The sequence below is a fragment of the Modestobacter sp. VKM Ac-2983 genome (assembly GCF_026967885.1).
Lineage (GTDB): Bacteria > Actinomycetota > Actinomycetes > Mycobacteriales > Geodermatophilaceae > Modestobacter.
In genome coordinates this window covers 243,726-266,182 of the sequence record NZ_JAPVBK010000004.1, presented here as the reverse complement: position 1 = coordinate 266,182, position 22,457 = coordinate 243,726, and the positions used below count along the sequence as shown (strand labels likewise).

Annotated in this window: 22 protein-coding genes; 13 read left to right on the top strand and 9 right to left on the bottom strand. The window is 74.2% G+C overall.

What is annotated here, in order from left to right:
* Nucleotides 1-3: 3 nt before the first annotated feature.
* Nucleotides 4-456 (top strand): hypothetical protein, encoded by a 453-nt coding sequence (locus tag O2W18_RS18505; protein WP_269188904.1) that lies wholly within the window; start codon nucleotides 4-6, stop codon nucleotides 454-456.
* Here the strand turns inward: O2W18_RS18505 and O2W18_RS18500 are convergent, their stop codons facing one another.
* Complete coding sequence (locus O2W18_RS18500; protein WP_269188903.1) at nucleotides 457-1,863, bottom strand: metallophosphoesterase; 1,407 nt, start codon at nucleotides 1,861-1,863, stop codon at nucleotides 457-459.
* Nucleotides 1,864-1,892: 29 nt separating this feature from the next.
* Nucleotides 1,893-3,740, bottom strand: coding sequence for an ABC transporter ATP-binding protein (locus O2W18_RS18495; RefSeq protein ID WP_269188902.1), 1,848 nt, complete (start codon nucleotides 3,738-3,740; stop codon nucleotides 1,893-1,895).
* A 67-nt stretch (nucleotides 3,741-3,807) separates the two neighbouring features.
* On the opposite strand from O2W18_RS18495, the gene O2W18_RS18490 reads away from it, so the two are divergent.
* A complete protein-coding gene (locus O2W18_RS18490) occupies nucleotides 3,808-4,224 on the top strand; it encodes a MarR family winged helix-turn-helix transcriptional regulator (RefSeq protein ID WP_269188901.1) in 417 nt (138 codons plus the stop codon).
* Between the two features lie 39 nt (nucleotides 4,225-4,263).
* Here O2W18_RS18490 and O2W18_RS18485 read toward each other — a convergent pair whose 3' ends face one another.
* Both O2W18_RS18485 and O2W18_RS18480 read right to left on the bottom strand, forming a co-directional pair.
* Nucleotides 4,264-5,136, bottom strand: coding sequence for a metallophosphoesterase (locus tag O2W18_RS18485; protein ID WP_269188900.1), 873 nt, complete (start codon nucleotides 5,134-5,136; stop codon nucleotides 4,264-4,266).
* Complete coding sequence (locus tag O2W18_RS18480; RefSeq protein WP_269188899.1) at nucleotides 5,136-6,620, bottom strand: phosphatase PAP2 family protein; 1,485 nt, start codon at nucleotides 6,618-6,620, stop codon at nucleotides 5,136-5,138. Before O2W18_RS18480 ends, O2W18_RS18485 begins: the two co-directional genes overlap by 1 nt.
* Before the next feature lie 134 nt (nucleotides 6,621-6,754).
* Here O2W18_RS18480 and O2W18_RS18475 point away from each other — a divergent pair, with 134 nt between their 5' ends.
* The 3 genes from O2W18_RS18475 to O2W18_RS18465 all read left to right on the top strand — a co-directional run bounded on the left by O2W18_RS18475 (nucleotide 6,755) and on the right by O2W18_RS18465 (nucleotide 9,295).
* Nucleotides 6,755-7,405: a copper chaperone PCu(A)C gene (locus O2W18_RS18475; RefSeq protein ID WP_269188898.1), complete on the top strand. Its 651-nt coding sequence runs from the start codon at nucleotides 6,755-6,757 to the stop codon at nucleotides 7,403-7,405.
* Nucleotides 7,406-7,512: 107 nt separating this feature from the next.
* On the top strand, nucleotides 7,513-8,124 hold the full coding sequence (locus O2W18_RS18470) for a hypothetical protein (RefSeq protein WP_269188897.1): 612 nt from the start codon (nucleotides 7,513-7,515) through the stop codon (nucleotides 8,122-8,124).
* Nucleotides 8,125-8,284: 160 nt separating this feature from the next.
* Nucleotides 8,285-9,295, top strand: coding sequence for an alpha/beta fold hydrolase (locus tag O2W18_RS18465; RefSeq protein ID WP_269188896.1), 1,011 nt, complete (start codon nucleotides 8,285-8,287; stop codon nucleotides 9,293-9,295).
* Between the two features lie 42 nt (nucleotides 9,296-9,337).
* Here the strand turns inward: O2W18_RS18465 and O2W18_RS18460 are convergent, their stop codons facing one another.
* Nucleotides 9,338-10,912, bottom strand: coding sequence for a molybdopterin-dependent oxidoreductase (locus tag O2W18_RS18460; protein WP_269188895.1), 1,575 nt, complete (start codon nucleotides 10,910-10,912; stop codon nucleotides 9,338-9,340).
* A gap of 141 nt (nucleotides 10,913-11,053) precedes the next feature.
* Between O2W18_RS18460 and O2W18_RS18455 the strand changes: the two genes are divergently transcribed.
* The gene (locus O2W18_RS18455; protein ID WP_269188894.1) at nucleotides 11,054-11,890 is read left to right on the top strand and encodes a dienelactone hydrolase family protein; all 837 of its coding nucleotides are present in this window, start codon (nucleotides 11,054-11,056) and stop codon (nucleotides 11,888-11,890) included.
* A gap of 18 nt (nucleotides 11,891-11,908) precedes the next feature.
* Here the strand turns inward: O2W18_RS18455 and O2W18_RS18450 are convergent, their stop codons facing one another.
* Both O2W18_RS18450 and O2W18_RS18445 read right to left on the bottom strand, forming a co-directional pair.
* On the bottom strand, nucleotides 11,909-12,283 hold the full coding sequence (locus tag O2W18_RS18450; protein ID WP_269188893.1) for a VOC family protein: 375 nt from the start codon (nucleotides 12,281-12,283) through the stop codon (nucleotides 11,909-11,911).
* 105 nt (nucleotides 12,284-12,388) lie between these two features.
* Nucleotides 12,389-13,666, bottom strand: coding sequence for a right-handed parallel beta-helix repeat-containing protein (locus tag O2W18_RS18445; RefSeq protein WP_269188892.1), 1,278 nt, complete (start codon nucleotides 13,664-13,666; stop codon nucleotides 12,389-12,391).
* A 334-nt stretch (nucleotides 13,667-14,000) separates the two neighbouring features.
* Here O2W18_RS18445 and O2W18_RS18440 point away from each other — a divergent pair, with 334 nt between their 5' ends.
* Together O2W18_RS18440 and O2W18_RS18435 are read left to right on the top strand one after the other, a co-directional pair.
* Nucleotides 14,001-15,014 (top strand): ABC transporter ATP-binding protein, encoded by a 1,014-nt coding sequence (locus tag O2W18_RS18440; RefSeq protein WP_269188891.1) that lies wholly within the window; start codon nucleotides 14,001-14,003, stop codon nucleotides 15,012-15,014.
* On the top strand, nucleotides 15,011-15,967 hold the full coding sequence (locus tag O2W18_RS18435) for an ABC transporter permease subunit (RefSeq protein ID WP_269188890.1): 957 nt from the start codon (nucleotides 15,011-15,013) through the stop codon (nucleotides 15,965-15,967). Before O2W18_RS18440 ends, O2W18_RS18435 begins: the two co-directional genes overlap by 4 nt.
* A gap of 75 nt (nucleotides 15,968-16,042) precedes the next feature.
* On the opposite strand, the gene O2W18_RS18430 is transcribed toward O2W18_RS18435, so the two are convergent.
* Together O2W18_RS18430 and O2W18_RS18425 are read right to left on the bottom strand one after the other, a co-directional pair.
* Nucleotides 16,043-16,684, bottom strand: a complete 642-nt coding sequence (locus tag O2W18_RS18430; protein WP_269188889.1) for a response regulator transcription factor — start codon at nucleotides 16,682-16,684, stop codon at nucleotides 16,043-16,045.
* A 308-nt stretch (nucleotides 16,685-16,992) separates the two neighbouring features.
* On the bottom strand, nucleotides 16,993-17,703 hold the full coding sequence (locus O2W18_RS18425; RefSeq protein WP_269188888.1) for a LuxR C-terminal-related transcriptional regulator: 711 nt from the start codon (nucleotides 17,701-17,703) through the stop codon (nucleotides 16,993-16,995).
* Nucleotides 17,704-18,080: 377 nt separating this feature from the next.
* Between O2W18_RS18425 and O2W18_RS18420 the strand changes: the two genes are divergently transcribed.
* From O2W18_RS18420 to O2W18_RS18400, 5 genes are read left to right on the top strand one after another with little or no spacing between them, the layout of a single operon-like run.
* A complete protein-coding gene (locus O2W18_RS18420; RefSeq protein ID WP_269188887.1) occupies nucleotides 18,081-18,407 on the top strand; it encodes a TcmI family type II polyketide cyclase in 327 nt (108 codons plus the stop codon).
* 47 nt (nucleotides 18,408-18,454) lie between these two features.
* Nucleotides 18,455-20,170 carry an acetyl-CoA carboxylase carboxyltransferase subunit alpha/beta gene (accA, locus tag O2W18_RS18415; RefSeq protein ID WP_269188886.1) on the top strand — a complete coding sequence of 572 codons (1,716 nt, stop codon included), beginning with the start codon at nucleotides 18,455-18,457 and terminating at the stop codon, nucleotides 20,168-20,170.
* Nucleotides 20,167-20,697 (top strand): acetyl-CoA carboxylase biotin carboxyl carrier protein, encoded by a 531-nt coding sequence (locus tag O2W18_RS18410; protein WP_269188885.1) that lies wholly within the window; start codon nucleotides 20,167-20,169, stop codon nucleotides 20,695-20,697. The genes accA and O2W18_RS18410 overlap by 4 nt, the downstream gene beginning before the upstream one ends.
* On the top strand, nucleotides 20,694-22,184 hold the full coding sequence (locus O2W18_RS18405) for an acetyl-CoA carboxylase biotin carboxylase subunit (RefSeq protein ID WP_269188884.1): 1,491 nt from the start codon (nucleotides 20,694-20,696) through the stop codon (nucleotides 22,182-22,184). Before O2W18_RS18410 ends, O2W18_RS18405 begins: the two co-directional genes overlap by 4 nt.
* Nucleotides 22,181-22,435 (top strand): acyl carrier protein, encoded by a 255-nt coding sequence (locus tag O2W18_RS18400; RefSeq protein ID WP_269188883.1) that lies wholly within the window; start codon nucleotides 22,181-22,183, stop codon nucleotides 22,433-22,435. The genes O2W18_RS18405 and O2W18_RS18400 overlap by 4 nt, the downstream gene beginning before the upstream one ends.
* Nucleotides 22,436-22,457: the final 22 nt, after the last annotated feature.

Sequence of the window (22,457 nt, the reverse complement as noted above, 5' to 3'; positions counted from 1 at the left end):
CCGATGACCTCCCGCGAGCAGACCGACCGTCGTCCCCATCGGCTGCGCGAGGTGGTCGCGACCCGCCGTGGCTACGTGCTCGCCTGGTGGGGGTTCACCGCGACCTTCGCGCTCCTGCGGCTGATCACCTGGCTGATCCGCGAGGACGTCACGCTGCTGGGCGACGTCGCCGTCGGCGGCACGCACCTGCACCACTACCTGTGGGGCATCCTGCTGCTCGCCCTCGTCGGCGGGGCTGCACTGGGCGACCGCTCCCCCAGGGTCCGGGCCGCCCTGGGCCTGTTCTTCGGCATCGGGCTGGCGCTGGTGGTCGACGAGGCGGCGCTGCTGATCCAGCTGGAGGACGTCTACTGGGACACCTTCGGCTGGGTCAGCGTGGGGCTCGCACTGCTGGTCATCGGCGTCGCGGGGAGCGTCCTGGCGATGACGGAGGCGCCGCGCGAGCCGGGGCGCTGATCAGCCGGCCGACACCACGAACGGCACCTCCACGACCTCGTCGCCCGGCGACAGCGCCGTCATCGGTTGCAGCCGTCCGTCCTCGGCGATGCCGCTGAACGGCGTCACGACCAGCCGGCCGCCGTCGATCTCGGCGAGCAGGACGTGGGACTGCGCCGCCCAGGCGACGGTGCCGGCCCCGGCGAAGTCCGTGGGCGGGTCGTCGCGCAGCTGGCCGCCGGCGCCGGAGAGGAAGTAGTCGATGCCGTCGACCCGGGACAGCTGGAAGTTGTGCTCGTGCCCGGCGAAGGCGGCCCGGACACCGGCCCGGCGGAACCGCGGGACCAGCTCGCGCACCATCGAGTCGGTGTTCGGATGGTGCGGCCCCGCGCAGTAGGTGGGGTGGTGGGAGAACGGGAGCCGCCAGGTCGGCCCACCGTGGTCGTCGGCGGGCAGCGCCCGGTCCAACCAGGCCTGGTGCCGCGGGTTCTGGAAGAAGTGCTCGGTGGGCAGCGGATCGGCCAGCGAGGTGTCGATGCACACGAACTCCACGTCGGCGCCGTACCGGAACCGGTAGAACATGCCCGGGTCGATCGACGCCCGCTCACCGGCCGACTCGGGCGTGAAGCGCAGGTCGGTGTGGAAGTTGTCGCGGACCTGCTCGCGGTCGTCGCTGGACTCGCTGTCGCTGGTGTCGTGGTTGCCGACCGTCGGGTACACCGGCACCCGGGCCAGCAGGTACCGGTATGGCTGGTAGAAGCTGGAGAACCAGTCGGCGTCTGCGACGCCGGTGCCGGTGCTCACCCGGCCGCTCTCGCCCTGGTAGACGTTGTCGCCGGTCGAGAGCACCAGCCGGATCCCGCGGTCGTCGGCCAGCCGATCGAGCACCGCGGCGACCCGCCGTTGCCGGCGTCCCTCCTCGGAGTCCACCACGACCCCGACGCCGTAGTCGCCCAGGACGGCGAAGGACAGCGGAGCCCGGACGTCGGGTGCCGGGTGCGTGCGGAAGGTCAGGTCGTAGCCCCGCCCGGCCGGCCGCAGGTCGAGCCCGCCGCGGGACACCGGCCCCCAGTCCCACCGCTCGCCGTCGGCCCAGGGCCGGCCGTCGACGGTGATCCGGTAGCGGTAGCGGGTGTCCGGGCGCAGACCACCGACCCACGCGTGGTTCCGCTCCCCGGTGACCGCCCGGCCGACCGTCCCACCGGCGTCGTCGAGCACCTCCACGACCGCCTCGCCGTAGGGGCGGGAGCGGGCCCCGATGCTGCCGGTCCGGCCCTCGTCCACCGCGTCCAGCTGCTCGTCGTCGACCAGCTGCCAGCGGGAGCCGGCGTCCGGGCGCCGGAACCAGAAGCCGCCCCAGGCGATCAGGGCACGATCGGGGCCGACGTCGACGAGGTGGACGTAGGGCTCGAAGTGCGTCTCGGTCATCGCCGCCCCCTACCCGATGGCCGGCGGGTTCAGGCGACGAGGACCGCGTCCCGCTCGGCGGCGCCGGCGAGCTCGGCGTAGCGGCCGCCCAGCGCCAGCAGCTCCTCGTGAGTGCCCTGCTCCACCACCCGGCCGTGCGCGAGCACCGCGATCAGGTCGGCGTCCCGCACGGTGGAGAGCCGGTGCGCGATCGTGATCGTCGTCCGGCCCCGACTCGCCTCGTCCAGGGCCGCCTGGACGGCGCGCTCGGTGGTGTTGTCCAGCGCGCTGGTCGCCTCGTCGAGCACCAGGACACGCGGGTCGCGCAGCAGCGTGCGGGCGATCGCCAGCCGCTGCTTCTCCCCGCCGGAGAACCGGTGGCCGCGGGCGCCGACGACCGTCTCGTAGCCGGCCGGCAGCGCGGCGATGACCTCGTGCACCTGCGCCCGGCGGGCGGCCTCCACCATCTCGGCCTCCGTGGCGTCGGGCTTGGCGTGCCGCAGGTTCTCCGCGATCGTGCCGTGCAGCAGGTAGGTCTCCTGGGCCACGACGCCGACCACCTGGGCCAGGTCGGCCAGGGCCACGTCCCGGACGTCGACGCCGTCGATCGTGACCCGGCCGGACGTCGGGTCGTTCAGCCGGGGGACCAGCGAGGCGAGCGTGCTCTTGCCCGACCCGGTCTCCCCCACCAGCGCCAGGGTCGCCCCGGCGGGCACGGTCAGGTCGACGTCGTGCAGCGCGTCCCGGGCGCCGTCGGGGTAGCGGAACCCGACGTGGTGGAAGCGCACCTCGCCAAGGACCGCGCGCGGGTCGAGCGGCACCGGGTGGACCGGGTCGTCGATGTCGACCGGCAGGTCCAGGTACTCGAAGACCCGGCTGAACAGCGCCATCGAGGCGGTGAGCGAGACGCCGATGTCCAGCAGGCCCATCAGCGGGCGGAACAGCGCCCCCTGCAGGGCGGTGAACGCGACCAGCGTGCCGATGGTCATCCCGCCCGACGTCGCCGGCAGCCCGGCGATCAGGTAGATCAGCGCCGGGATGCCGGCGAACACGATGCTCATCGTGGCCATCCGCCAGCGGCCGGCGAGCTGGGAGCGCACCTCGAGCCCGACCAGGACGTCGGACGTGCCGGTGAACCGCCGGGACTGGGCCGGGCCCGCGCCGAGGGTCTTGCCCAGCAGCACGCCGCTGACGCTGAGCCCCTCCTCCACCTGGGAGTGCAGGTCGGCCAGGGAACGCTGGCGCTGGGCGGTGATCTCCCGGCGCATCCGGGCCACCCGCCGGGTCAGCCAGACGGCCGGCGGCAGCACGACCAGGGAGAGCAGCGACAGCCGCCAGCTCAGCACGGCCATGGCCACCACGGTGCCGATCACGGTGGTGGCGTTGGCGGCGAAGGAGGTGGCGGTGGTGGTGACCACCGACTGCATCCCACCGATGTCGTTGGTGAGCCGGGACTGCACCTCGCCGCCCTTGGTGCGGGTGAAGAAGCCGAGCGACTGCCGCTGCAGGTGCGTGAAGACCGCCGTCCGGAGCCCGTGCATGACGTGCTGGCCGACGGTGGTGGACAGCCAGGTCTGCAGCACGCCGAGGACGGCGGTCACCGCGGCGACGGCCACCATCCCGGCGACCGCCCAGCCCAGCAGCGGCACGTCCTGCTCCGGGATCGCCTCGTCGATGACCAACCGGATGAGGAACGGCGTGGCCAGCGCGATGGCGGAACTGGCCACGATGAGCGCGACCACGACCGCCAACTGCCGGCGGTGCGGCCGGAAGAGCCGGGCCACCCGGCTCCAGCTCACGGGAGCGCGGTCCAGCTGCGCGCGGTCGGCCGGGTCGGGCCGGCCGCCGGAGCGCCCGCCTCCCCGACCGGGGTTCATGGTGTCGTCGATGGCGAGCACCCCTCTCTACTTTCCTGAGGTTACCTCACCGTGTGGCAACCTCAGAGGTGTCGCTACTGTTCCCGCCATGGGGAACGGCGGCACGGCGACGCTCGGCGACCTGCTCATGCGGGTCGCCCGCACGCTGCGCCGCCGGTTCATCGCCACGCTCGCCCCCTGGGACCTCTCCCCGCACCAGGCCCGGGCGCTCCGGGTGGTCTGCTCGCGCGACGGCGTCCGCCTCTCCGAGCTGGCCGAGGCGCTCCGGATCGCCCCGCGGTCGGCGACCGAGGTGGCCGACGGGCTGCAGGAGCGCGGCCTGGTCGAGCGCGCCGCCGACCCCGTGGACCGGCGGGCGGTGCGGCTGACCCCGACCGAGGCCGGCCGCCGGGTGCAGCGCGAGGTGGACGACGCCCGGGCCGCGGACTCCCACGAGCTGTTCGCCCGGCTGTCGGCCGCCGACCGCGCCGAGCTCGAACGGATCCTGCGCCAGCTCACCGACTGACCGCCGAGTTCACCGGAGGACCCTCGACGGGCCGGTGACTCAGTCCGGCGGGGCCAGCTCGAAGAACACGACCTGCGGCGGGGCGTTGATCCGCATCGGCACCACGCTGAAGCCGAGGCCGCAGGTGACGAACAGCGCGTTGCCCTCGGCGCCGTAGCCGACCGGCGCCCACCCGTCGGCGACGACCTCCTCCTCCTCGGTCAGCCCGAGCCAGCTCCGGTCCGGCAGGCCGGGCAGGGCGATCTGCCCGCAGTGGGTGTGCCCGGCCACGGTGAGCGGCGCGCTGCCCGGCGGCATCTCCGGGAAGGCCGTCGGGTTGTGCATCAGGACCACCCGCGGCGCGTCCGCCGGGAGCCCGCTCAGCGCCTGGTCGACGTCGACCAGACCGGGGCGGGCGGGCCCGACGCCGACGACGTGGAGCGGGTCGTCCCCGGTGCCGGGCACCGGCTCCGACTCGTTGAGCAGCACCGGGACGCCGGCGCCCTCGAGCGCGGCGGTCAGCTCCTCCACGGCGTCGCTCGCGTAGTCGTGGTTGCCCAGCACGGCGTAGGTGGGGATGCCGGAGTCCAGCAGCGGGCTCAGCAGGTCCATCGCCGCCTCCACCTCCGGTTCGACGTCCGGGCCGGCGTGGTAGACGAAGTCCCCGCCCAGCAGGACCAGGTCGGGCTCGTCCTCCAGCACCCGCTCGACGGCGCGCTCGACCATCCCGGTGTTGGCCCACCACATGCCGATCTGCATGTCGGCGAGGAGGGCGACCTCCAGCCCGGCCGACTCCGCGGGCAGCCGGGGGAGCTCGACCGCGTACCGGTCCTCGTCGAGGACCAACCGCGGCTCGATGAGGACGCCGTAGCCGAGGAGCAGGACCAGGGCCGCGAGCAGGGCCAGCCCGCCACGGACGAACCAGCGCCGCATCACCGGCTCGCCATGCCCGCGCCCGTGGCGGGGTGCCGGATTCCCCGACCGGACCCGAGCTGGAGGGCCCAGGCACATGCCAGGACCCACGCGGTGCCCAGCAGCAGACCGGCGAGGACGTCGGTCGGGAAGTGGGCGGCGACGTAGATCCGGGTGATGCCGATCGCCGGTGCGAGCAGCACCGGCACCGCCAGCACGGCCCACCGCCAGCGGCTGACCCCGTAGCCGATCACCAGCGCGGCCAGGCCGCCGTAGAGGGCGACGGCCATCCCCGAGTGACCCGAGGGCCAGCTGGCGCCCGCCGGCAGACCCTCGGTCAGGTCGACGACGTCGGGCCGCACCCGGCCGACCGCCAGGCCGACCACGAAGTAGATGACCACCTCGCCGACGATCGTGACCAGGACGAAGACGACGGGGCGCCAGCTGCCCACCCAGGCCAGCGACAGGACCGCCAGGGTGAGCCCGACAGCGATGGCCGCCCGGGTGCCGGACAGCATCCCCACCGCATCGGCCACCGTGGTGAGCGTCTCGGTGCGCTGCTCGACGAACCAGGTGGTGACGCTCTGGTCGAACCGGCCGAGAGCGGTGCCCCTCAGCACGCGGGTGACCAGCAGCCCCAGCCCGACGAGCACGGCGAACACCGCCGCCGCCGCACCGACCAGCTGCAGGACCGTCGTCCGTCCGGCCGGGAGCACCGACTGGTGCGTGGGGGCCGGGCGGGGGGCCTCCGCGGGGTCGACCTCCAGCGGGTCCAGCGGCTCGTCGCTGTACTCGTGCCGGTCGTGCTGCCACCCGCGGAAGGCTGCCGTGGTGATCGCCAACCAGGCTGCGCCCAGCGCCCAGCCGGCCAGCACGTCGGAGACGAAGTGCACGCCGAGGGCCAGCCGGGTGAAGCCGATCACGAACACCAGCAGCGCGAACCCGGCGATGAGCCACGGCCGGACCCGACGACTCACCACCGGCAGCAGCACCAGCAGCAGGACCCCCCAGGTCACCACGGCCGTCATCGCGTGGCCGCTGGGGAAGCTGGCGTTGCTCGGGGTGTCGACCACGGGGTTCAGCACCACCGGGCGGGCCCGGTCGGCCACGTACTTGGTGAGCAGGATGAGGACGGGCAGGCCGATCCCGGTGACCGCGACGAACGCGGCCAGCCGCCGGTGCCGGCGGATGAGCAGGAACAGCGTCGCCAGCACCGTCACCAGCACCGAGGCACCGGTGCCCCCGAGGTCGGTCACGCCGCGCAGGACGCTCACCGTCACGGACGAGCCGCTGACCACCTCGTTCAGGTCGGCCGCCACCTCACCGTCGAGGGAGGCCAGCGGGGACCAGCTCTGCTGGACCAGCAGCCACAGCGCCAGGAAGGGCACGGCGCCGACGAGCAGGGCCACCAGCCCCAGGACCGCGCGGCCGCTGAACCGGCCGGCTGCCTGTGGCGGTTCCTGGTCGGGCGGTGACTGGGTCGAGGTGGGGAGGGGCCGACTCATGGGAGTCCCGCTACCCAGCTCCGCCCGGAACACCGGTCATCGTTGCGACACCGTGACCTGCGGCGGATGCCTACCCCGCGGGCCGCCGGGTACGGGCCGTCAGATCCCTGCTCGCCGAGAGAACGGACCCGCTCATGACCTCGTACCTCCCCCGGCACCGGCGGTGGCCGGGCGTCGCGCTCGCCGTCGCCGCACCGCTGCTCCTCGTCACCGGCTGCGGCGACACGGAGGGCTCCCCGAGCGAACAGGACGACGAGGGTGAGGTCGTCGACGACCAGGGCGAGATCGTCGGCGGGCCGGACTCCCCGGTGGTCCCCGTCAACGAGGACGTCGAGGTCGTCGGCATCGAGCTCGCCTACCCGGTGGACGGTCTGTACGAGGTGGGCGAGGAGGTGCCCCTCTACGCCGCCCTGACGAACACCGGCACCGAACCGGTCACCCTGGTGAACGTCACCGGCCCCGACTTCGAGGAAGCGATCAGCACCGGCGGGAGCGCCGAGGAGAGCGACGCCCTCGAGATCGTGGTCGCCCAGAACGACAACACCTACATCGGCGCCGAGGGCTCCCCCTCGATCGTCCTGGTGGGCCTGCAGACCGAGCTGCGCTCGTCGCAGTCGATCCCGGTCACCTTCGTGTTCGAGGAGGGCGGCGAGGTCACCGTGGAGGTGCCGGTGTCCGCGGACGACAGCGAACCGTTCGAGGGCTTCAGCTTCCCCGACCCGGACGAGGACCCGACCGACGACACCGGCTTCCTCGACCCGGCGGAGGAACCCACCGACGAGTGACCGGCCGGATTGCGATCCGGTCACGTTCCGTCGACGGATGCGCCGCACCGTGCGCTCTGGGCACCCAGTGAGGGCACACCCGTCAGCGATCTGGAGGACACGTACCGATGACCGATCCACGCGACAGCGGCGCCACCGTGGCCGCAGCGAAGAAGCGGCCGATCTGGCCGTGGCTCCTACTGGCCGCACTGATCGCCGCCCTTGCCCTCTGGTGGCTGATCGCCGAGTTCACCGGTGACGACGACGACCTGGACGTCGGCGCCGACACGGGCGCCGTGGTCGAGGAGACGACCACCGAGACCGAGACGGAGGTGACCGGGACCGAGACCGAGACACCGGCGGCGACGCCCGACATCGGTCTGGGCACCGTGCTCATCGGCGACCTCGACGCCCTGGCTCCGGACGTCGACCTGAGCGCCAGCGTCGGGGAGCCCGTCGAGGCGAACACCGTCGAGGTGCAGGCAGTCGTCGCCGACGAGGCGTTCTTCGTCGGCCCGGAGGCCGGCCAGACGATCATGGTCCGGCTCCAGCCCTTCGGTGGCGCCGGCGACGAGGAGTCCCCGTTCGAGGTGCAGGAGGGTGACACCGTGAGCTTCAGCGGGACCCTCGAGGAGATCGACGAGGAGTTCCTCTCCAGCCTGCAGCTGTACATGCCTGCTGACGAGCTGGAGACCGGCGACTACTACGTCCAGGCGTCGGAGATCACCCCCGCGGAGTGATCCCACGCTGGACCCGCGACGGCGTCCCCGGCCCGCTGCTCCTGCGGGCCGGGGACGCCGTCGTCTGCTGGCCGCCCCCGGCGACCGGCGCACCGCGCCCATGGAGGAGGACCCCCGTGCAGACCGCCGTGAACGCCCTGGACCCAGCGCAGGTCGCCGCATGAGCGCCCGCGGACACCGGGTGGCCGCCACGGCGCTGGCCACGGCCGGCCTCGTCGCCGGGGTCGCCGCACGCCAGGCGGGTGCCCGCCGGCTGGCCCGCCGGACGACCGGGTCGTCCCCGTCCGTCCGCACCGACGACGGGGTCCGACTGCACGTGGAGATCGCCGACGAGGTCGACGCGCCGACGGTGGTGCTCGTCCACGGCATCGGCGTCTCCGCGGAGATGTTCGACTCCCAGTGGCCCGCGCTGCGCAGCCGCGCCCGCGTCGTCCGCTACGACCAGCGCGGGCACGGTTCCAGCGGCTGGGCGGGCGGGCGCGGGGCGACCGTCGAAGAGCTGGGTCACGACCTGGGTCAGGTCGTCGACCAGTTGGGCGGCGCCGGGCCGGTCGTGGTCGTCGGCCATTCGATGGGCGGCATGGCCGTGCTCGCGCTGGCCGATCAGCGGCCCGAGCTGTTCGGTACCCGGATCACCGGCGCGGCCCTGCTGAGCACCCGCGCCGCCCCGCTCACCGGCGTGGAGCGGTCCAGCACCCCGGTGACCGCGCGAGCGCGCACCCGTCTGTCCACCGGCGGTGCCTGGCTGGCGTGGCTGGCAGCTCCGCTGGTGGGTTCGGTCCGTCCGTTCCGGTCCCGCCTCGGCCGACGCGCCCTCCGCAGGCAGCTCTTCGCCGGCGATCCCCCCGAGTGGGCGGTGCGTCAGTCCTCCCGGATGTGGCAGGAGACCCCGATGGGGGTGCTGTCGGCCTACCTGCGGAGCCTGGCGACGTACGACGAGAGAGCGGCGATCGCCGTGCTGCGCTCCGTGCCGGTCCTGGTCCTGGCCGGCACGGAGGACCGCACGATCCCCACCCACTCCGCGCCACGGATGGCCGAGCACATCGGCGATCAGGCCCAGCTGGTCCTGGTGGACGGCGCCGGTCACATGGTGAACACCACCCACGCGGACACCGTGAACGTGGCACTCGGCGCCCTGCTCGACCGGGTGCAGGCGCCCACCACGGCCTGATCCCGCTGCGCCGCCTGATCCCGCTGGGCCGAGTCGAGCCGGTCAGGCCTCGACGACGACCTCGATGACCGGGTACCCGGAGGCGCCGTCCGGGGCCACCGGGGTGCGCTCGTCGGTCTGCACCTCGCCGAGCCCGTCGGTGGCCCGGGCGGCGATCACGTGGACGCCCGGGGTCGCCTGCCAGGGCAGGTACCACTGCCGCCAGCAGTCGACGTCGAGGCGCTCGGCCAGCGTCGCGGACTGCCACGGACCGTCGTCGATGCGCACCTCCACGGCCTCGATGCCGCGGGTGGGCGCCCAGGCCACCCCGGCGATCGGGCGCTCCCCGGCGGTGATGGTCCGCCCCGGACCGGGCACGTCGATCCGGGTCGACGTCTTGATCGGCCCCTCCTTGGCCCAGCCGCGGGGGATCCAGTAGCCGTCGACGTCCCAGTCGGTCAGCTCGATCGCGGACAGCCACTTGGTCGCCGAGACGTAGCCGTACAGGCCGGGGACCACCAGACGCGCCGGGAAGCCGTGCTCGGCGGGCAGCGGCTCGCCGTTCATCCCGACCGCCACCATCGCCTCGGTGACGTCGAGGGCGGTGAGGGTGGGGAACCCGGCGGTGAACCCGTCGACCGACCGGCCGATCAGCTGCGTGGCCCCCTCCTGCAGCCCGGCGCGCTCGAGCAGCCGGAACAGCGGGACCCCCTGCCAGCGTGCATTGCCGACCAGGTCGCCGCCGACCTCGTTGGAGACGCAGGACAACGTGATGTCGGCCTCGATCTGCGGCATCGACATCAGCTCGTCGTAGGTGAGGGTGAACGGGTTGTCCACCATCCCCCGGATCTCCAGCTGCCACTCCGCCGGGTCGATGGTGGGCACCCGGAGGGCGGTGTCGATCCGGTAGAACTCCTCGTTGGGGACGAACAGCGGTGTGAGGCCGGGGATCTCCAGGTCAGCGCCCGCCGGCACCGGCCCGGCCGGCCGGACCGGCACGGGCAGCCGGATGGCGGCCCGCAGCTCGGTCAGCCGTTCGCGCCCCATGAGCAGCCGGCTGCCGACGCCGCCGATCACCGCCACCGCGACTGCGCCGCCGGCCAGCAGGAGGAAGTTGCGGCGGTCCGCCGTCCTGGACCCGTCCGACGCCGGCCCGTACGCGCGCGCCGCAGCCAGCAGGAAGTGCAGCATCGCGACCCCGACCGCCGCGCCCAGCACGCCGGCCAGCACGGTCAGAGTGGGCGAGGCGTCCGGCGCGGCGAGGCCCGCGGCGACGCCGAGGGCGGTGATCAGCACGAACGCGACCGCGCCCGCCACGAACGAGCGCCGCGCCAACAGCCCGGTGCCGGCGCCCAGCAGCGCAGCGACCAGCCCGATCGAGGCCAGCAGCACCGGCTTGTCGTTGGTGCCCAGCGCAGCGATCGCGGCCCGCTCCAGCCAGCCGGGCACGCTGTCGATGACGGCGTCCCCCACCGAGATGACCAGCGACGGCACCCCGTCGACGGCACCGGCGGCCAGCTCGACCACCCCGATCCCGGCCGCAGCCGCCAGCAACCCGGACAGCGCCGCCCGGCCGGTCGGTGCCTGCCGCGCCTCGTCGTCGTCCCGCGGTCGTTCCACCAGCTGTGGCTCACCCATGGACCCAGCTTCACCCGCCCCGATAGGTCGTACACGTCCAACCCCGGAACCGACGCAGGATCGTCACGGACGGGTGAGCCGGATCGACCGGACACGGCCGGAGGACTCGACCTATCGGCCTGCGTGCCCCACGATCAGCCGATGACAGAGTCGTCATCCGCCGTCCTGGCCGGCTGGGCTCCCGAGCCCTTCACCAACGCCGGCATCACCCACACCCTGTACACGTGCGGCTCCGGGCCGGGCGTGGTGCTGCTGCCCGAGGTACCGGGCCTGACGCCGGAGGTGCTGGGCCTGGCCGACCACCTGGTCCGCGCCGGGTTCACCGTCACCGTCGTGGACCTGTTCGGTGACCCGGGCCGGCCGATGAGCCCCGGGTACGCGGTACGCAGCTTCGCCGGGGCCTGCATCAGCCGGGAGTTCCGCGCCTTCGCCAAGCGGGCCGACCGGCCGGTGGCCGAGTACGTCCGCGCCGTGGCCCGCCGGGTGCACGACCGGGTGGGCGGGCCGGGCGTCGGGGTCATCGGCATGTGCTTCAGCGGGGGCTTCGCGCTGGCCTCCGCCGCCGAGCCGGCCGTGCTCGCGCCGGTCGCCAGCCAGCCGTCGACGCCGCTCCCGCTGACCCCCGGCCGCCGGCGCGACCTGGGCATGTCCGACCGCGAACGCGAGGCCGTCCAGGCGCGGGTCACGACCGAGGGCCTGTGCCTGATGGGCCTGCGGTTCAGCGAGGACGCCGCCTCCCCCAGCGACCGCTTCCGGGCCCTGCGCGCAGCGTTCGGCGACGGCTGGCTGCCGGTGTCGCTGAACAACCGCCCGGGCAACGACGCGGGCATCGGCCAGCGCGCGCACCAGGTCCTGACCAGCGCGGACGTCGAGACCCCGGGCCACCCCACCCACGAGGCGCGCGAGCAGGTCGTGGCGTTCCTGCGGGACCGGCTGGCCACCCAGCCGGCCGGCCGGGTCGGCGCCGGGACGAGCTGACCGCACGGCCCGGCCGGGTCACTCCGGGAGGTACAGGCAGAACGGGTGGCCGGCCGGGTCGAGCAGCACCCGTACGTGGGCCTGGGGCTGGGAGGCAGCGGTGGTCGCGCCCAGCGACCGGGCGAACAGCACCGCGGCGTCCAGGTCGTCCACGGCGATGTCCAGGTGCGCCTGCATCCGCGGGTCATCGGGGCCGGCCGGCCAGACCGGGGGCACGTGGTCTGCCTCCAGCTGGAACGACAGACCCGGCCCGCCGGGGAGCAGCGTGGCCCACTCGGGGTCGTCGGCGCCGATCGGCCAGCCGAGCAGCGTCGCGTAGAAGCGCGCCAGCCCGCGCGGGTCCGGGGTGTCGAGCACGGTGGCGGTCAGCGTCATCCGCGGTCGGTCGGGCACGGCAGCCTCCTCGGGGGTCGATCGGCCCAGCTCACCACGGGCTCGGTCCGCCAGCACGGGCACGAGGCCCCCTCCCGTCCGGGAGGGGGCCTCGCACGGTGCCCGTCAGCGGGCGCAGATGCTCGCCGGGTCGCTCACCCGGCACTTGTTGTTCCGGAAGGTGATGCCCGGGCCGGCCTCCTGCAGCAGCGTGCCCGGGATCGGCCGGGTCACCCAGACGTCGAACGGCTCGTTGTCCAGGATCAGGTTCGCCTTGACCTCGATGTTCTCGACCAGCCCCGGTCCGGCGACGCCGGGCGGCAGGGTGCCCGGCGGCGGGGCGAAGCTGACCAGCGTCAGCCCACCGGCCGGGTAGTTGGTCGGCTCCTGGCCGGGCGGGATGATCGGGCGGTTGCCCTTGATCAGGTTGGCGATGACCCGCACCGAGTCCGCGTTGGTGATCGACATCCCGACCCCGGAGACCAGCTGCTCGCCGCCGCGCCCGGCGATGCAGTACCGGTTGTTGGCGATCGAGGCGTTGGCCTGGATCGTGAAGTCACCGCCCTGGACCTGCCGGGTGTTGTCCGGGACCTCGGTGACCGCGTCGTCGAAGAAGAGCACGCCGACGCAGTTGCCGGTCACCTTGTTGGCGGTGATCCGGCCGCCGCGTGACTCGCGGACGAAGATGCCGAGGTTGAATCCCTCGACGTAGTTGGCGGTGACCCGGGCGTTCGCACCGTCGGAGTCGCCGATCCCGATCCCGGCGGTGCCGGAGTACCAGGGCGCGCCCCGGTCGACGCCCTTCTCGACGTTGCCGATGATGGTGATGTCGGTGCTCGCCGCGGCCAGCACGCCGTACCGCTCGTGGCCGACGCCGGAGGTGGCCTTGACCTCGAAGCCGTGGGCCTGCCAGCCGACGACCCCGCTGGCCGGGTGGTTGCGGGTACCGAGCTTGGCGACACTGACCGGGCTGTCCGGGTTCAGGAAGAAGATCCCGGAGACGTCGTCGGCGAGCGTGCTGGGGTCGCCCTCGGCGTCCGTGCGCTCGTGGGCCTCCCAGCAGGCGTTGGGCTCGACCTCGGGCAGCGGTGCGCCCTGTCCCCACTCCGGCCAGGTGATCACCGTGGCGTTCGGGCCGGCCCCGACGATCTTCAGGCCCTTGCCCTCGACGCAGACCGCTTCCTGGTAGGTGCCGGCCGCGATCTTGATGGTGTCGCCGGAGGACGCCCGGTCGACCGCCGCCTGGATCGACTCGCCCGGGTGCACCACCAGGGTGCTGGGGCCACCCGCGGCGGCGGTGCCCGCCGGCAGGGCTCCGAGGGTCAGTGCGGCAGCCAGGACGATCGTCCGGCCGCGGGTCTGCCAGCTGCTCCGGTCGGCCCTGGTTGTGCTGGTGCTTCTCATGCTCGCCCTCCTGGAAGGAACCGCGCTGGTGAGCCGCGCCGGTGCGGCGCCCACTCCGACGTCCCGGTCCCGCATCGGTCCCGAGGCGAGGACAACCCTGGGTCACTCGCCGCACCGCGCCCAGACGCCGCGGGTCGACAACTCCCCCGCACCCGAGGTGGCAGACCCCGACCAGCGGAGGAACCGACCCCGACCCGGGTCGTGTCCAGGACCCACCCCGAGTCGTACGTCTTGGTTGCCTCGCGCACCCCAGGTCTGCCGCCCGCCGAGGGATTTGTGGATGGTCCCCGGGTCGCCGTCGACAGCGGGCGGGCGCTGGGAGCACAGTCCCGCCATGCCCCCAGCGCAGGCCGTCGGTGCGCGGCCACTCGTGCAGCCCCGCCCCAGCGACGAGGTGGTGGTGATCGCCGGCCTCACGAAGCGCTACGGGTCGCGCACCGTCGTCGACGACCTCTCCCTCACCGTGCGCCGCGGGGAGGTGTACGGCTTCCTCGGCCCCAACGGGGCGGGCAAGACGACCACCCTGCGCGCCCTCCTCGGCCTGGTGCGCCCGACCAGCGGGACGGCCTCGGTGCTGGGCCGCCCGGCCGGGGCGGCGTCGTCGGGCGTCGGCGCACTGATCGAGGGCCCCGGCTTCTACCCGTACCTCTCCGGCCGGGAGAACCTCCGGGTGCTGGCCCGGTACGCCGGAGCGCCCGCGGGCCGGGTCGACACGGTGCTGGACACGGTCGACCTGACCGACCGAGCCCGCGACCGCTACAGCACCTACTCGCTGGGCATGAAGCAGCGACTGGGCGTCGCCTCGGCGCTGCTCAAGGACCCGGAGCTCGTCGTCCTGGACGAACCGACAAACGGGCTGGACCCCGCGGGCATCTCCGACATGCGGGCCCTGCTCCGCCGGCTCTCCGCCGACGGCCACACCGTGCTGTTGTCCAGCCATCTCCTCGGGGAGGTCGAGCAGGTCTGCGACCGGGTGGCGGTGATCTCCTCCGGCCGGCTGGTCGTCGAGAGCAGCGTCGGTGAGCTGCTGGGGCTCCACCGGCTGGTGATCGAGGCCGAGCCGCTGGGCGAGGCGGCCGCGATCACCACCCGGCTGCTCGGCTCGGAGCGGGTGTCCGTCGTCGGCGGGGCCGTGCACGCCCAGGCCGGGCCGGAGGACGCCGCCCGGATCAACCGGGCGCTGGTGCTGGCCGACGTCGAGGTGTCCGGGCTCCGCCAGGAGGCGCAGACCCTCGAGGCGGTGTTCCTGCAGATGACCGGTTCGGAGCTCGCCGCCGCCGGCCCCGATCCGGACGGTCCTCCGGCGCAGCGGACCGGGCGGCTGTCCCGGAGAGGAGCGGCACGGTGAGCACGACGACGGAGACCGGCGGTCCCGGCAGCGGGACGCCGGAGACGGAGCGGCCCGCGAGCGCGACGGCCGGGCCCGGGCGACCCGCAGAGCAGGCCGACCGGACGGCGGGGTCGCTCGGGGCCATGATCACAGCCGAGCTGACCAAGCTGCTGCGGCGACCGGCGACCTGGGTGCTGCTCGGGCTGTGGCCTGCGCTGCAACTGGTGTTCAGCACGGTCATCCCCTACGTCAGCTACCAGCGCGGCGCCTCGTTCGAGGGCCTGCCGCCGGAGGCGGTGCTGGCGAGCATGCTGCCGGACCAGCTGGTGCTGAACTCGCTCTCCGGGCTGCCGCTGTTCGGCGGGGCGCTCCTGCTGACCCTCGGCGCCCTGCTGGCCGGGAGCGAGTACGGCTGGGGCACCCTGAAGACCCTGCTCGGTCAGGGCCCCCGCCGGCTCCAGGTGCTGGCGGCCCAGCTCCTGGCGCTGCTCGTCGTGCTGGCCGGGACGGTGCTGGTGAGCTTCGCGCTCACCGCGCTGGCGAGCGGGGCGATCGCCGCCGGCGAATCCGCGGCCGCCGACTGGCCGACGGCCGGACGGCTCCTCCGAGGGCTCGGCGGCGGACTGCTGATCGCGGCCACCTGGGGCGCGCTGGGCCTGCTGCTCGGGCACGCGCTGCGCAGCACCGCCCTCCCGATCGCACTCGGGCTGGTCTGGGTGCTGGCCGTGGAGAACCTGATCGTGAACGTCGCCGCACCGCTGCTGGGGGCGTTCGACACCGCCCAGGCCGCGTTGCCCGGGGTCAACGCGGGTTCGCTGGTCGCCGCGCTCGCCGGACCGGGTGCGACCCTCCGCACACCCGGGGTGGCAGCGATCGTCGACGGCACCCAGGCCGCGGGAGTGCTGGCCGGGTTCCTCGTGCTGTTCACGGCGCTGACCGCCCTGCTGCTGACTCGGCGCGACGTCGTCTGAGCGCAGGACCGTCCCGCTGCAGGCCTGCCCTCTTCGCCCCAGGGGTCCGCGGGGCGCGGAGGGCAGGTCCCGTGCTCAGGCGGCCGGGGCGTGGTCCCGGTTGACCAGGATGGCCAGCTGCGTCCGGGTCCGGACGTCGAGCCGGCGCATCACCGCCGTCAGGTGGCTCTTCACCGTCGCCGAGCTGAGGAACAGCCGCCCGGCGATCTCCTCGTTGCTGAGCCCCTGCGCCACGAGCTCGGCCACCTCCCGCTGACGCTCGGTCAGCCGGTCGAGCGCCCGGGCCACCGCGGTGGGCCGCGGCACCTCCCCGGTCAGGTGGCGCACGAGCTGACTGGTCACGGCGGCGTCGAGGGCGGGCTCCTGGCGGGCGAGCGCGCGCACCGCCTCGACCAGCCGCTGCGCAGCTGCGCGACGCGGCAGGAAGCCGCGGACCCCGCACTGCAGGACGTCCATCAGGCTGGTCCGGCTGCCGCCGTTCGCCTCGGCGAGCACGAGCACGCCGACCCCGCGCTGGCACAGCTCGCGGAGCACCGGCAGCGCGGCGCTGCCGACCAGGCTCTGCCGGACGACGACGACCCGGCTACCCGGGCCGTCGGCGGCCGCCAGCACCTCCGCCAGGTCAGCGGTCTCGGCGACGACCGCGATGTCGGGCTGGGCCTCGAAGACCGCCCGGAGCCCGAGGCGGAAGACCTCCTGGTCCTCGCAGAGCAGCACCCGCACCAGGGGCCGCGGCGGCCGCTGCGCACACGGCCTGAGGTCGGACCGGGGCGGTGCGGGAGCCGGCCCGACCGCCACGTCGTGCAGCAGGGCCCGGGCGCTCGGTGGACCAGCTGCCCGCAGGCGTGCATCGACGTGCGCCGGATCGGTCCCCGGGTCGGCAAGACTCATGCGGGCTCCCCTGATGCTGCCGCGACGAGCGCCCCTGACCTCCCCGACGGGTCGGCTGGAGCTGCGGTGACAGAACGGTAACGGACAATCGAGTGTCGGTGTCGGTTTTCGTCCACGGAACTCACAGCCTGCGCTCAGGCCTGCAGGTCGCCGGCCGTGCGGTGGAAGTGGATCGCCAGCTGGGTGCGGTCCCGCAGCCCCAGCCGCCGCAGCGCCACCGTGATGTGCCCCTTGACGGTCGCCCGGCTGACGTCGAGCCGCTCGGCGATCTCCGCGTTCGTCAGCCCCTCGGCGACCAGCCGGGAGACGGCCAGCTGCCGCGCGGTCAGCGCCCCGGTGGACGACACCCGTGAACCGTCGGCGTGCCGCGGGGCGTCGTCGAGCCGGTGCAGCAGCTCTCCCGTGGCGGCCGCGTCGAGCACCACCTCACCCTGGGCGACCGCCCGCACCCCGTCGACCAGGCGCTGTGGGCTGACCGTGGTGTGCACGTAGCCGCACGCACCGGCCTGCAGCGCGTCGACCAGGTCACCGCCCGCGCCGGGCTCTCCGAGGAGGATCACCCGCACCCCCAGGTCGCTCAACGAGCGCACGAGCTCGGCCACGACCGGTCCCCACGCCCCCAGGCCGACCACGGTGACGTCGGGCCGGAGCCGGGCGGCGAGGAGCAGCGCGTCGGCCGCCGACCCCGCGTCTGCCACCACGCGCAGGTCCGTCGCCCGGAGCAGCACCGCACGCAGCCCGTGCCGCAGCACCTCGTGGTCGTCGCAGATCAGAACCCGGAAGGGGACGCCGTCGCTCCCGGACAGCACCTCCGGGGCCGTGCCTGCGAACGGTTCGCCGGTCATCCCTGTCAACTCCGCTCGTGACGGGCGCGGGGCGACCGCCTGGATACCACCGGTCTCGGAAGTTAGGGGATGACGCAAGGTGCACGCCACCGCGTTGGGCGCGTCCGGGCCGAATGCCCCGCCGGTTCATACCCGGGTCGTGGTCCCTGCGCTCCGGGGCGCGGTCCGTGACTGCTCCGGGCGGTGGGGGGACCGACGGCGGGCGGGCCACCCCGTGCACCCGGCGGGCGCCCGCTGCCCTCCCTCCGGACGAGACGGGAGCCCCCTCCCCACCTCCGGGCGCGCCCCCGGAACCGCCCGTCCGGCCGATGCCCGAGCACCCGCCGCCGCCCTAGCGTTCGCCTCGTTCGTCCGGTCCCGACGCCGTAGGAGCAACCGTGCACGAGACGATGATCATCGCGAAGATGGACCCGGCCGACGCCGATGACGTGGCCGCCGTCTTCGGGCGCTACGACGCGACGTCGATGCCGCACGAGATCGGGGTGCGACACCGGTCGCTCTTCCAGTTCCACGGGATCTACGTGCACCTGGTCGGCTTCGACCGCCCCCCGGCGGAGGCCATGCAGGTCGCCCAGTCACTGCCGGCCTTCCGGGCCGTGAGCGATGACCTGAAGCCCTACATCGAGGCGTACAGCCCCACCTGGCGCTCACCGCAGGACGCGATGGCCCGCCGCTTCTACCACTGGACGTCCTCGCCCGAGTGAGGCGAGCGGCAGCACACGGTTGAGAGGCCGACATGACACGTTCCTCGATGACCACACCCGGGGTGACCGCACCCCGGGTACCGGCGGACTGGACCTCCTGCCCCGCCTGCGGGTGGCTGCTGTACCGGAAGCGACTCGAGCGCGAGCTGCACGTCTGCCCGGAGTGCGACGCGCACCTCCGGCTCGGCGCCCGGGCCCGCATCGACCAGCTCGTCGACCCCGGCAGCTTCACCGAGACGGTCTTCCCACAGCGCGACGGGGACCCGCTGGACTTCACCGACCTGCGCCCCTACCCCGACCGGCTGCGGGACGCCGCGCACCGCTCCGGGGAGTCCGAGGCGGTCGTCGTGGGGGTGGCCACGATCGGTGGCACCGCCGTGACCCTGGCCGTCATGGACTTCGGCTTCCTCGGCGGCAGCATGGGCGTGGAGGTCGGGCGCCGGGTGAGCGGCGCCGCCGCACTGGCGCTCGAGCGCGGCCTGCCGCTGCTGGCCGTGTGCGCCAGCGGTGGGGCCCGGATGCAGGAGGGCGTCTTCTCCCTCTTCCAGATGGCCCGGGTCAGCGAGGCGTTCGGCCGGCTCCGCGAGGCGGGGTCGTTCTCCGTCTGCGTGCTCACCGACCCCACCTACGGGGGCGTGTCCGCGTCGTTCGCCACCCTCGCCTCGGTCCTCGTCGGTGAGCGCGGCGCGCACGTGGGCTTCGCCGGCCCGCGGGTCGTGCAGGAGACGATCCGGGCGGAGCTCCCCAGCGACTTCCAGACCGCGGAGTTCCTGCTGGCCCACGGCCTGGTCGACCGGGTGGAGAGCCGGGCCGAGCTGCGCCCGCTGCTGGCCCGGCTGCTGGCCCTGCACGCGCCGGACCGGCCACGGGGGGCGGCCGAGGAGGAGCCGGACACCACCTCCGCCGACGACACACCGCCGCTGGACAGCGACCCGTGGGAGGTCGTCCAGCGGGCCAGGGTCGTCGAGCGACCGACGACCCTGGACTACCTGCACACGGCCTTCGACGACTTCGTCGAGCTGCACGGCGACCGCGCCTTCGGCGACGACCCGGCCCTGGTCGGCGGGGTGGCCTCGATCGGCGGGCACTCCGTCGTCGTCCTCGGGCACGAGAAGGGGCACTCGGTCCGCGAACGGGTGGCCCACGAGTTCGGGATGCCGCACCCGGCGGGCTACCGCAAGGCGCTGCGGCTGCTCGGGCACGCGGAGGCGCACTCGCTGCCCGTCGTCACGCTGGTCGACACCCCGGGCGCCCATCCGGGCCCGGAGGCGGAGGAGCACGGCCAGTCCCACGCCATCGCCGAGATCATCATGCGCAGCAGCCGGCTGCGCGTGCCGGTGGTCTCGGTGGTGACCGGGGAGGGCGGCAGCGGCGGCGCACTGGCGCTGTGCACCTCCGACCGGTTGCTGGTGCTGGAGAACGCCTACCTGTCGGTGATCAGCCCCGAGGGCTGCGCCGCCATCCTGTGGCGGACGGCCACCGCCGCACCGACCGCCGCCCGGGCCATGCGGTTGGGTGCGGCGCACCTGTACCGCTCCGGCATCGCCACCTCCGTGGTCGCCGAGCCGCCGGGCGGGGCGCACACCGACCCCGCAGCGGCGGCGCGGCTGCTCCGCGCCGCGATCCGCCGGGAGCTGGACGAGCTCACCGGCCAGGACGTCGAGACCCTGCTCGCGGCCCGGTCGCGGCGGTTCTCCCGGATCGACGTCGACGACGACCGACCGGTGCGGGCCCTCCAGCCCGTCCTGCCGGTGGAGCGGTGACCGTGCGCCCCGGGGAGCTCGCCCAGCGAGCCGAGGTGCCCGGCCCGCCGGCCGGGGAGGACGACGCGGTCCGCTCGCTGCGCGAGGACGTGCTGCAGCTCGCCCGGACCCTGCCCGGGGGGCTGCGCCGGCTCACCGTGCGCAGCGGGGACAGCTCGATCGAGGTCGAGTGGGCCGCCGAGGACCACGCGGCGTCCGACCACCCCGGCGTCACCGGGCCGCGCAGCCTCACGCTCGCGACCGACCCCTCCACCGAGCCGGAGGTCCCGGCCGACCTCACCGCCGTCCACGCACCGCTGGTCGGCACGTTCTACGCGGCCCCCGCGCCGGACGCCGGACCGTTCGTGCAGGTCGGGGACGAGGTGGAGGCCGGGCAGACGCTCGGGATCGTCGAGGCGATGAAGCTGATGAACCCGATCGTGGCCGAGGAGCCGGGCGTGGTCGCCCAGGTCGTCGTCGGGGACGCCGAGTCGGTGGAGTACGGGCAGGTGCTGATGTACCTGCGCTGCGACGGGGCCTCCCGGTGATCAGCCGGCTGCTCATCGCCAACCGCGGTGAGATCGCCGTCCGGATCGCCCGCGCCTGCCGGGAGCTCGGCATCGAGGTGGTCGCCGCCTGCTCCACCCCCGACCGGGGGTCCGCAGTGGCGGAGATGGCCGACGAGTCCGTCCACATCGGTCCCGCCGCGCCACGGCACAGCTACCTGCACGTGCCCAACCTGATCGAGGCGGCGCTGCGCACCGGTGCGGACGCCGTGCACCCCGGGTACGGCTTCCTCTCCGAGGACCCCGACTTCGCCGAGATCTGCGAGAAGGAGGGGCTCACCTTCGTCGGCCCGCCGCCGGAGGTCATGCAGCAGATGGGCAACAAGGCCACGGCCCGGCGGCTGATGACCGACGCCGGCCTGCCGCTGCTGCCCGGCGTCGTCGAACCCGTCCGGACGGCGGACGAGGGGCGCGCCATCGCCGACGCGATCGGCTACCCGGTGATCATCAAGGCCGTCGCCGGCGGAGGGGGCCGCGGGATGACCGTGGTGACCGACCCGGCGGACTTCGCCGAGGCGTTCAGCAGCACCCGGGCGGTCGCCCGGGCGGTCTTCCGCGACGCCACCGTCTACGTGGAGCGCTACCTGACCCGGGCCCGGCACGTGGAGGTCCAGGTCCTCTGCGACGCGCACGGCTCGGGTGTCTCGCTCGGCGAGCGGGACTGCTCGCTCCAGCGGCGGCACCAGAAGCTGCTGGAGGAGGGGCCGGCCGGTCACCTCTCCCCCGGGCAGCGGGAGGAGCTGGGTGCCCTGGCCGTGCAGGGCGCCCTCTCGGTCGGCTTCACCGGGGCCGGCACCGTCGAGTTCCTCGTCGACGCGGCGGGCGCTTACTTCATGGAGATGAACGCCCGGATCCAGGTCGAGCACCCGGTCACCGAGATGCTCACCGGCGTCGACCTGGTCCGCGAGCAGCTGCTGGTCGCCGGCGGGCGGCGGCTCCAGCTACGGCAGGAGGACGTCGTCCCGCGCGGCGCCGCGATCGAGTGCCGGATCAACGCCGAGGACCCCACCCGCGGCTTCGCCCCGGCACCCGGGCACCTCGACGTCCTGCGCCCGCCGGGCGGGCCGTGGACGCGGTTCGACACCGGCTACCGCCAGGGCGACGACGTCAGCCCGCACTACGACTCGCTGCTGGGCAAGCTCGTCGTCTGGGCGCCCGACCGCGACCAGGCGATCCGGCGGATGGACCGGGCGCTGGCCGAGCTGCGGGTCGAGGGGCCCGGCCTGCGCACCACCGTCGACCTGCACCGGGCCCTGCTGCGCCACCCCGACGTGTGCGCCGACCGCCACGACATCGAGTTCCTCGACCGCGCCCTGCCCGACCTGCTCGTGCAGGCAGCCGCCCTCGGCGAGAACTCGACCGCCGGGCTCCCCGTCCCGCACGGGCCCCTGCAACTCGTCCCGGCCCCCGAGCCGCACCGGCCGGAGGCTCCCGCCCATGCACCGTCTCAGGAAGGAACACCGCCATGAGCAACGCACCGTTCACCCTCGACGACCTGATGGACCTGCTGTCGGAGAAGGCCGGTCTCCCGCCGGAGTCGCGCACCACCGACCCCGAAGCCCACTTCGCCGACATCGGGCTGGACTCGCTGGCCTTCCTGTCCATGCAGACCGAGCTGCACGACCGCTTCGGCACCGAGATGCCCGACGACGACGCGGAGCGCTACACGCTCGGCGACATCGTCGAGACCGTCTGCGCGGCCCAGTCCCAGCCGGCCTGACGAAGGACCCCGTCCTCCTCCC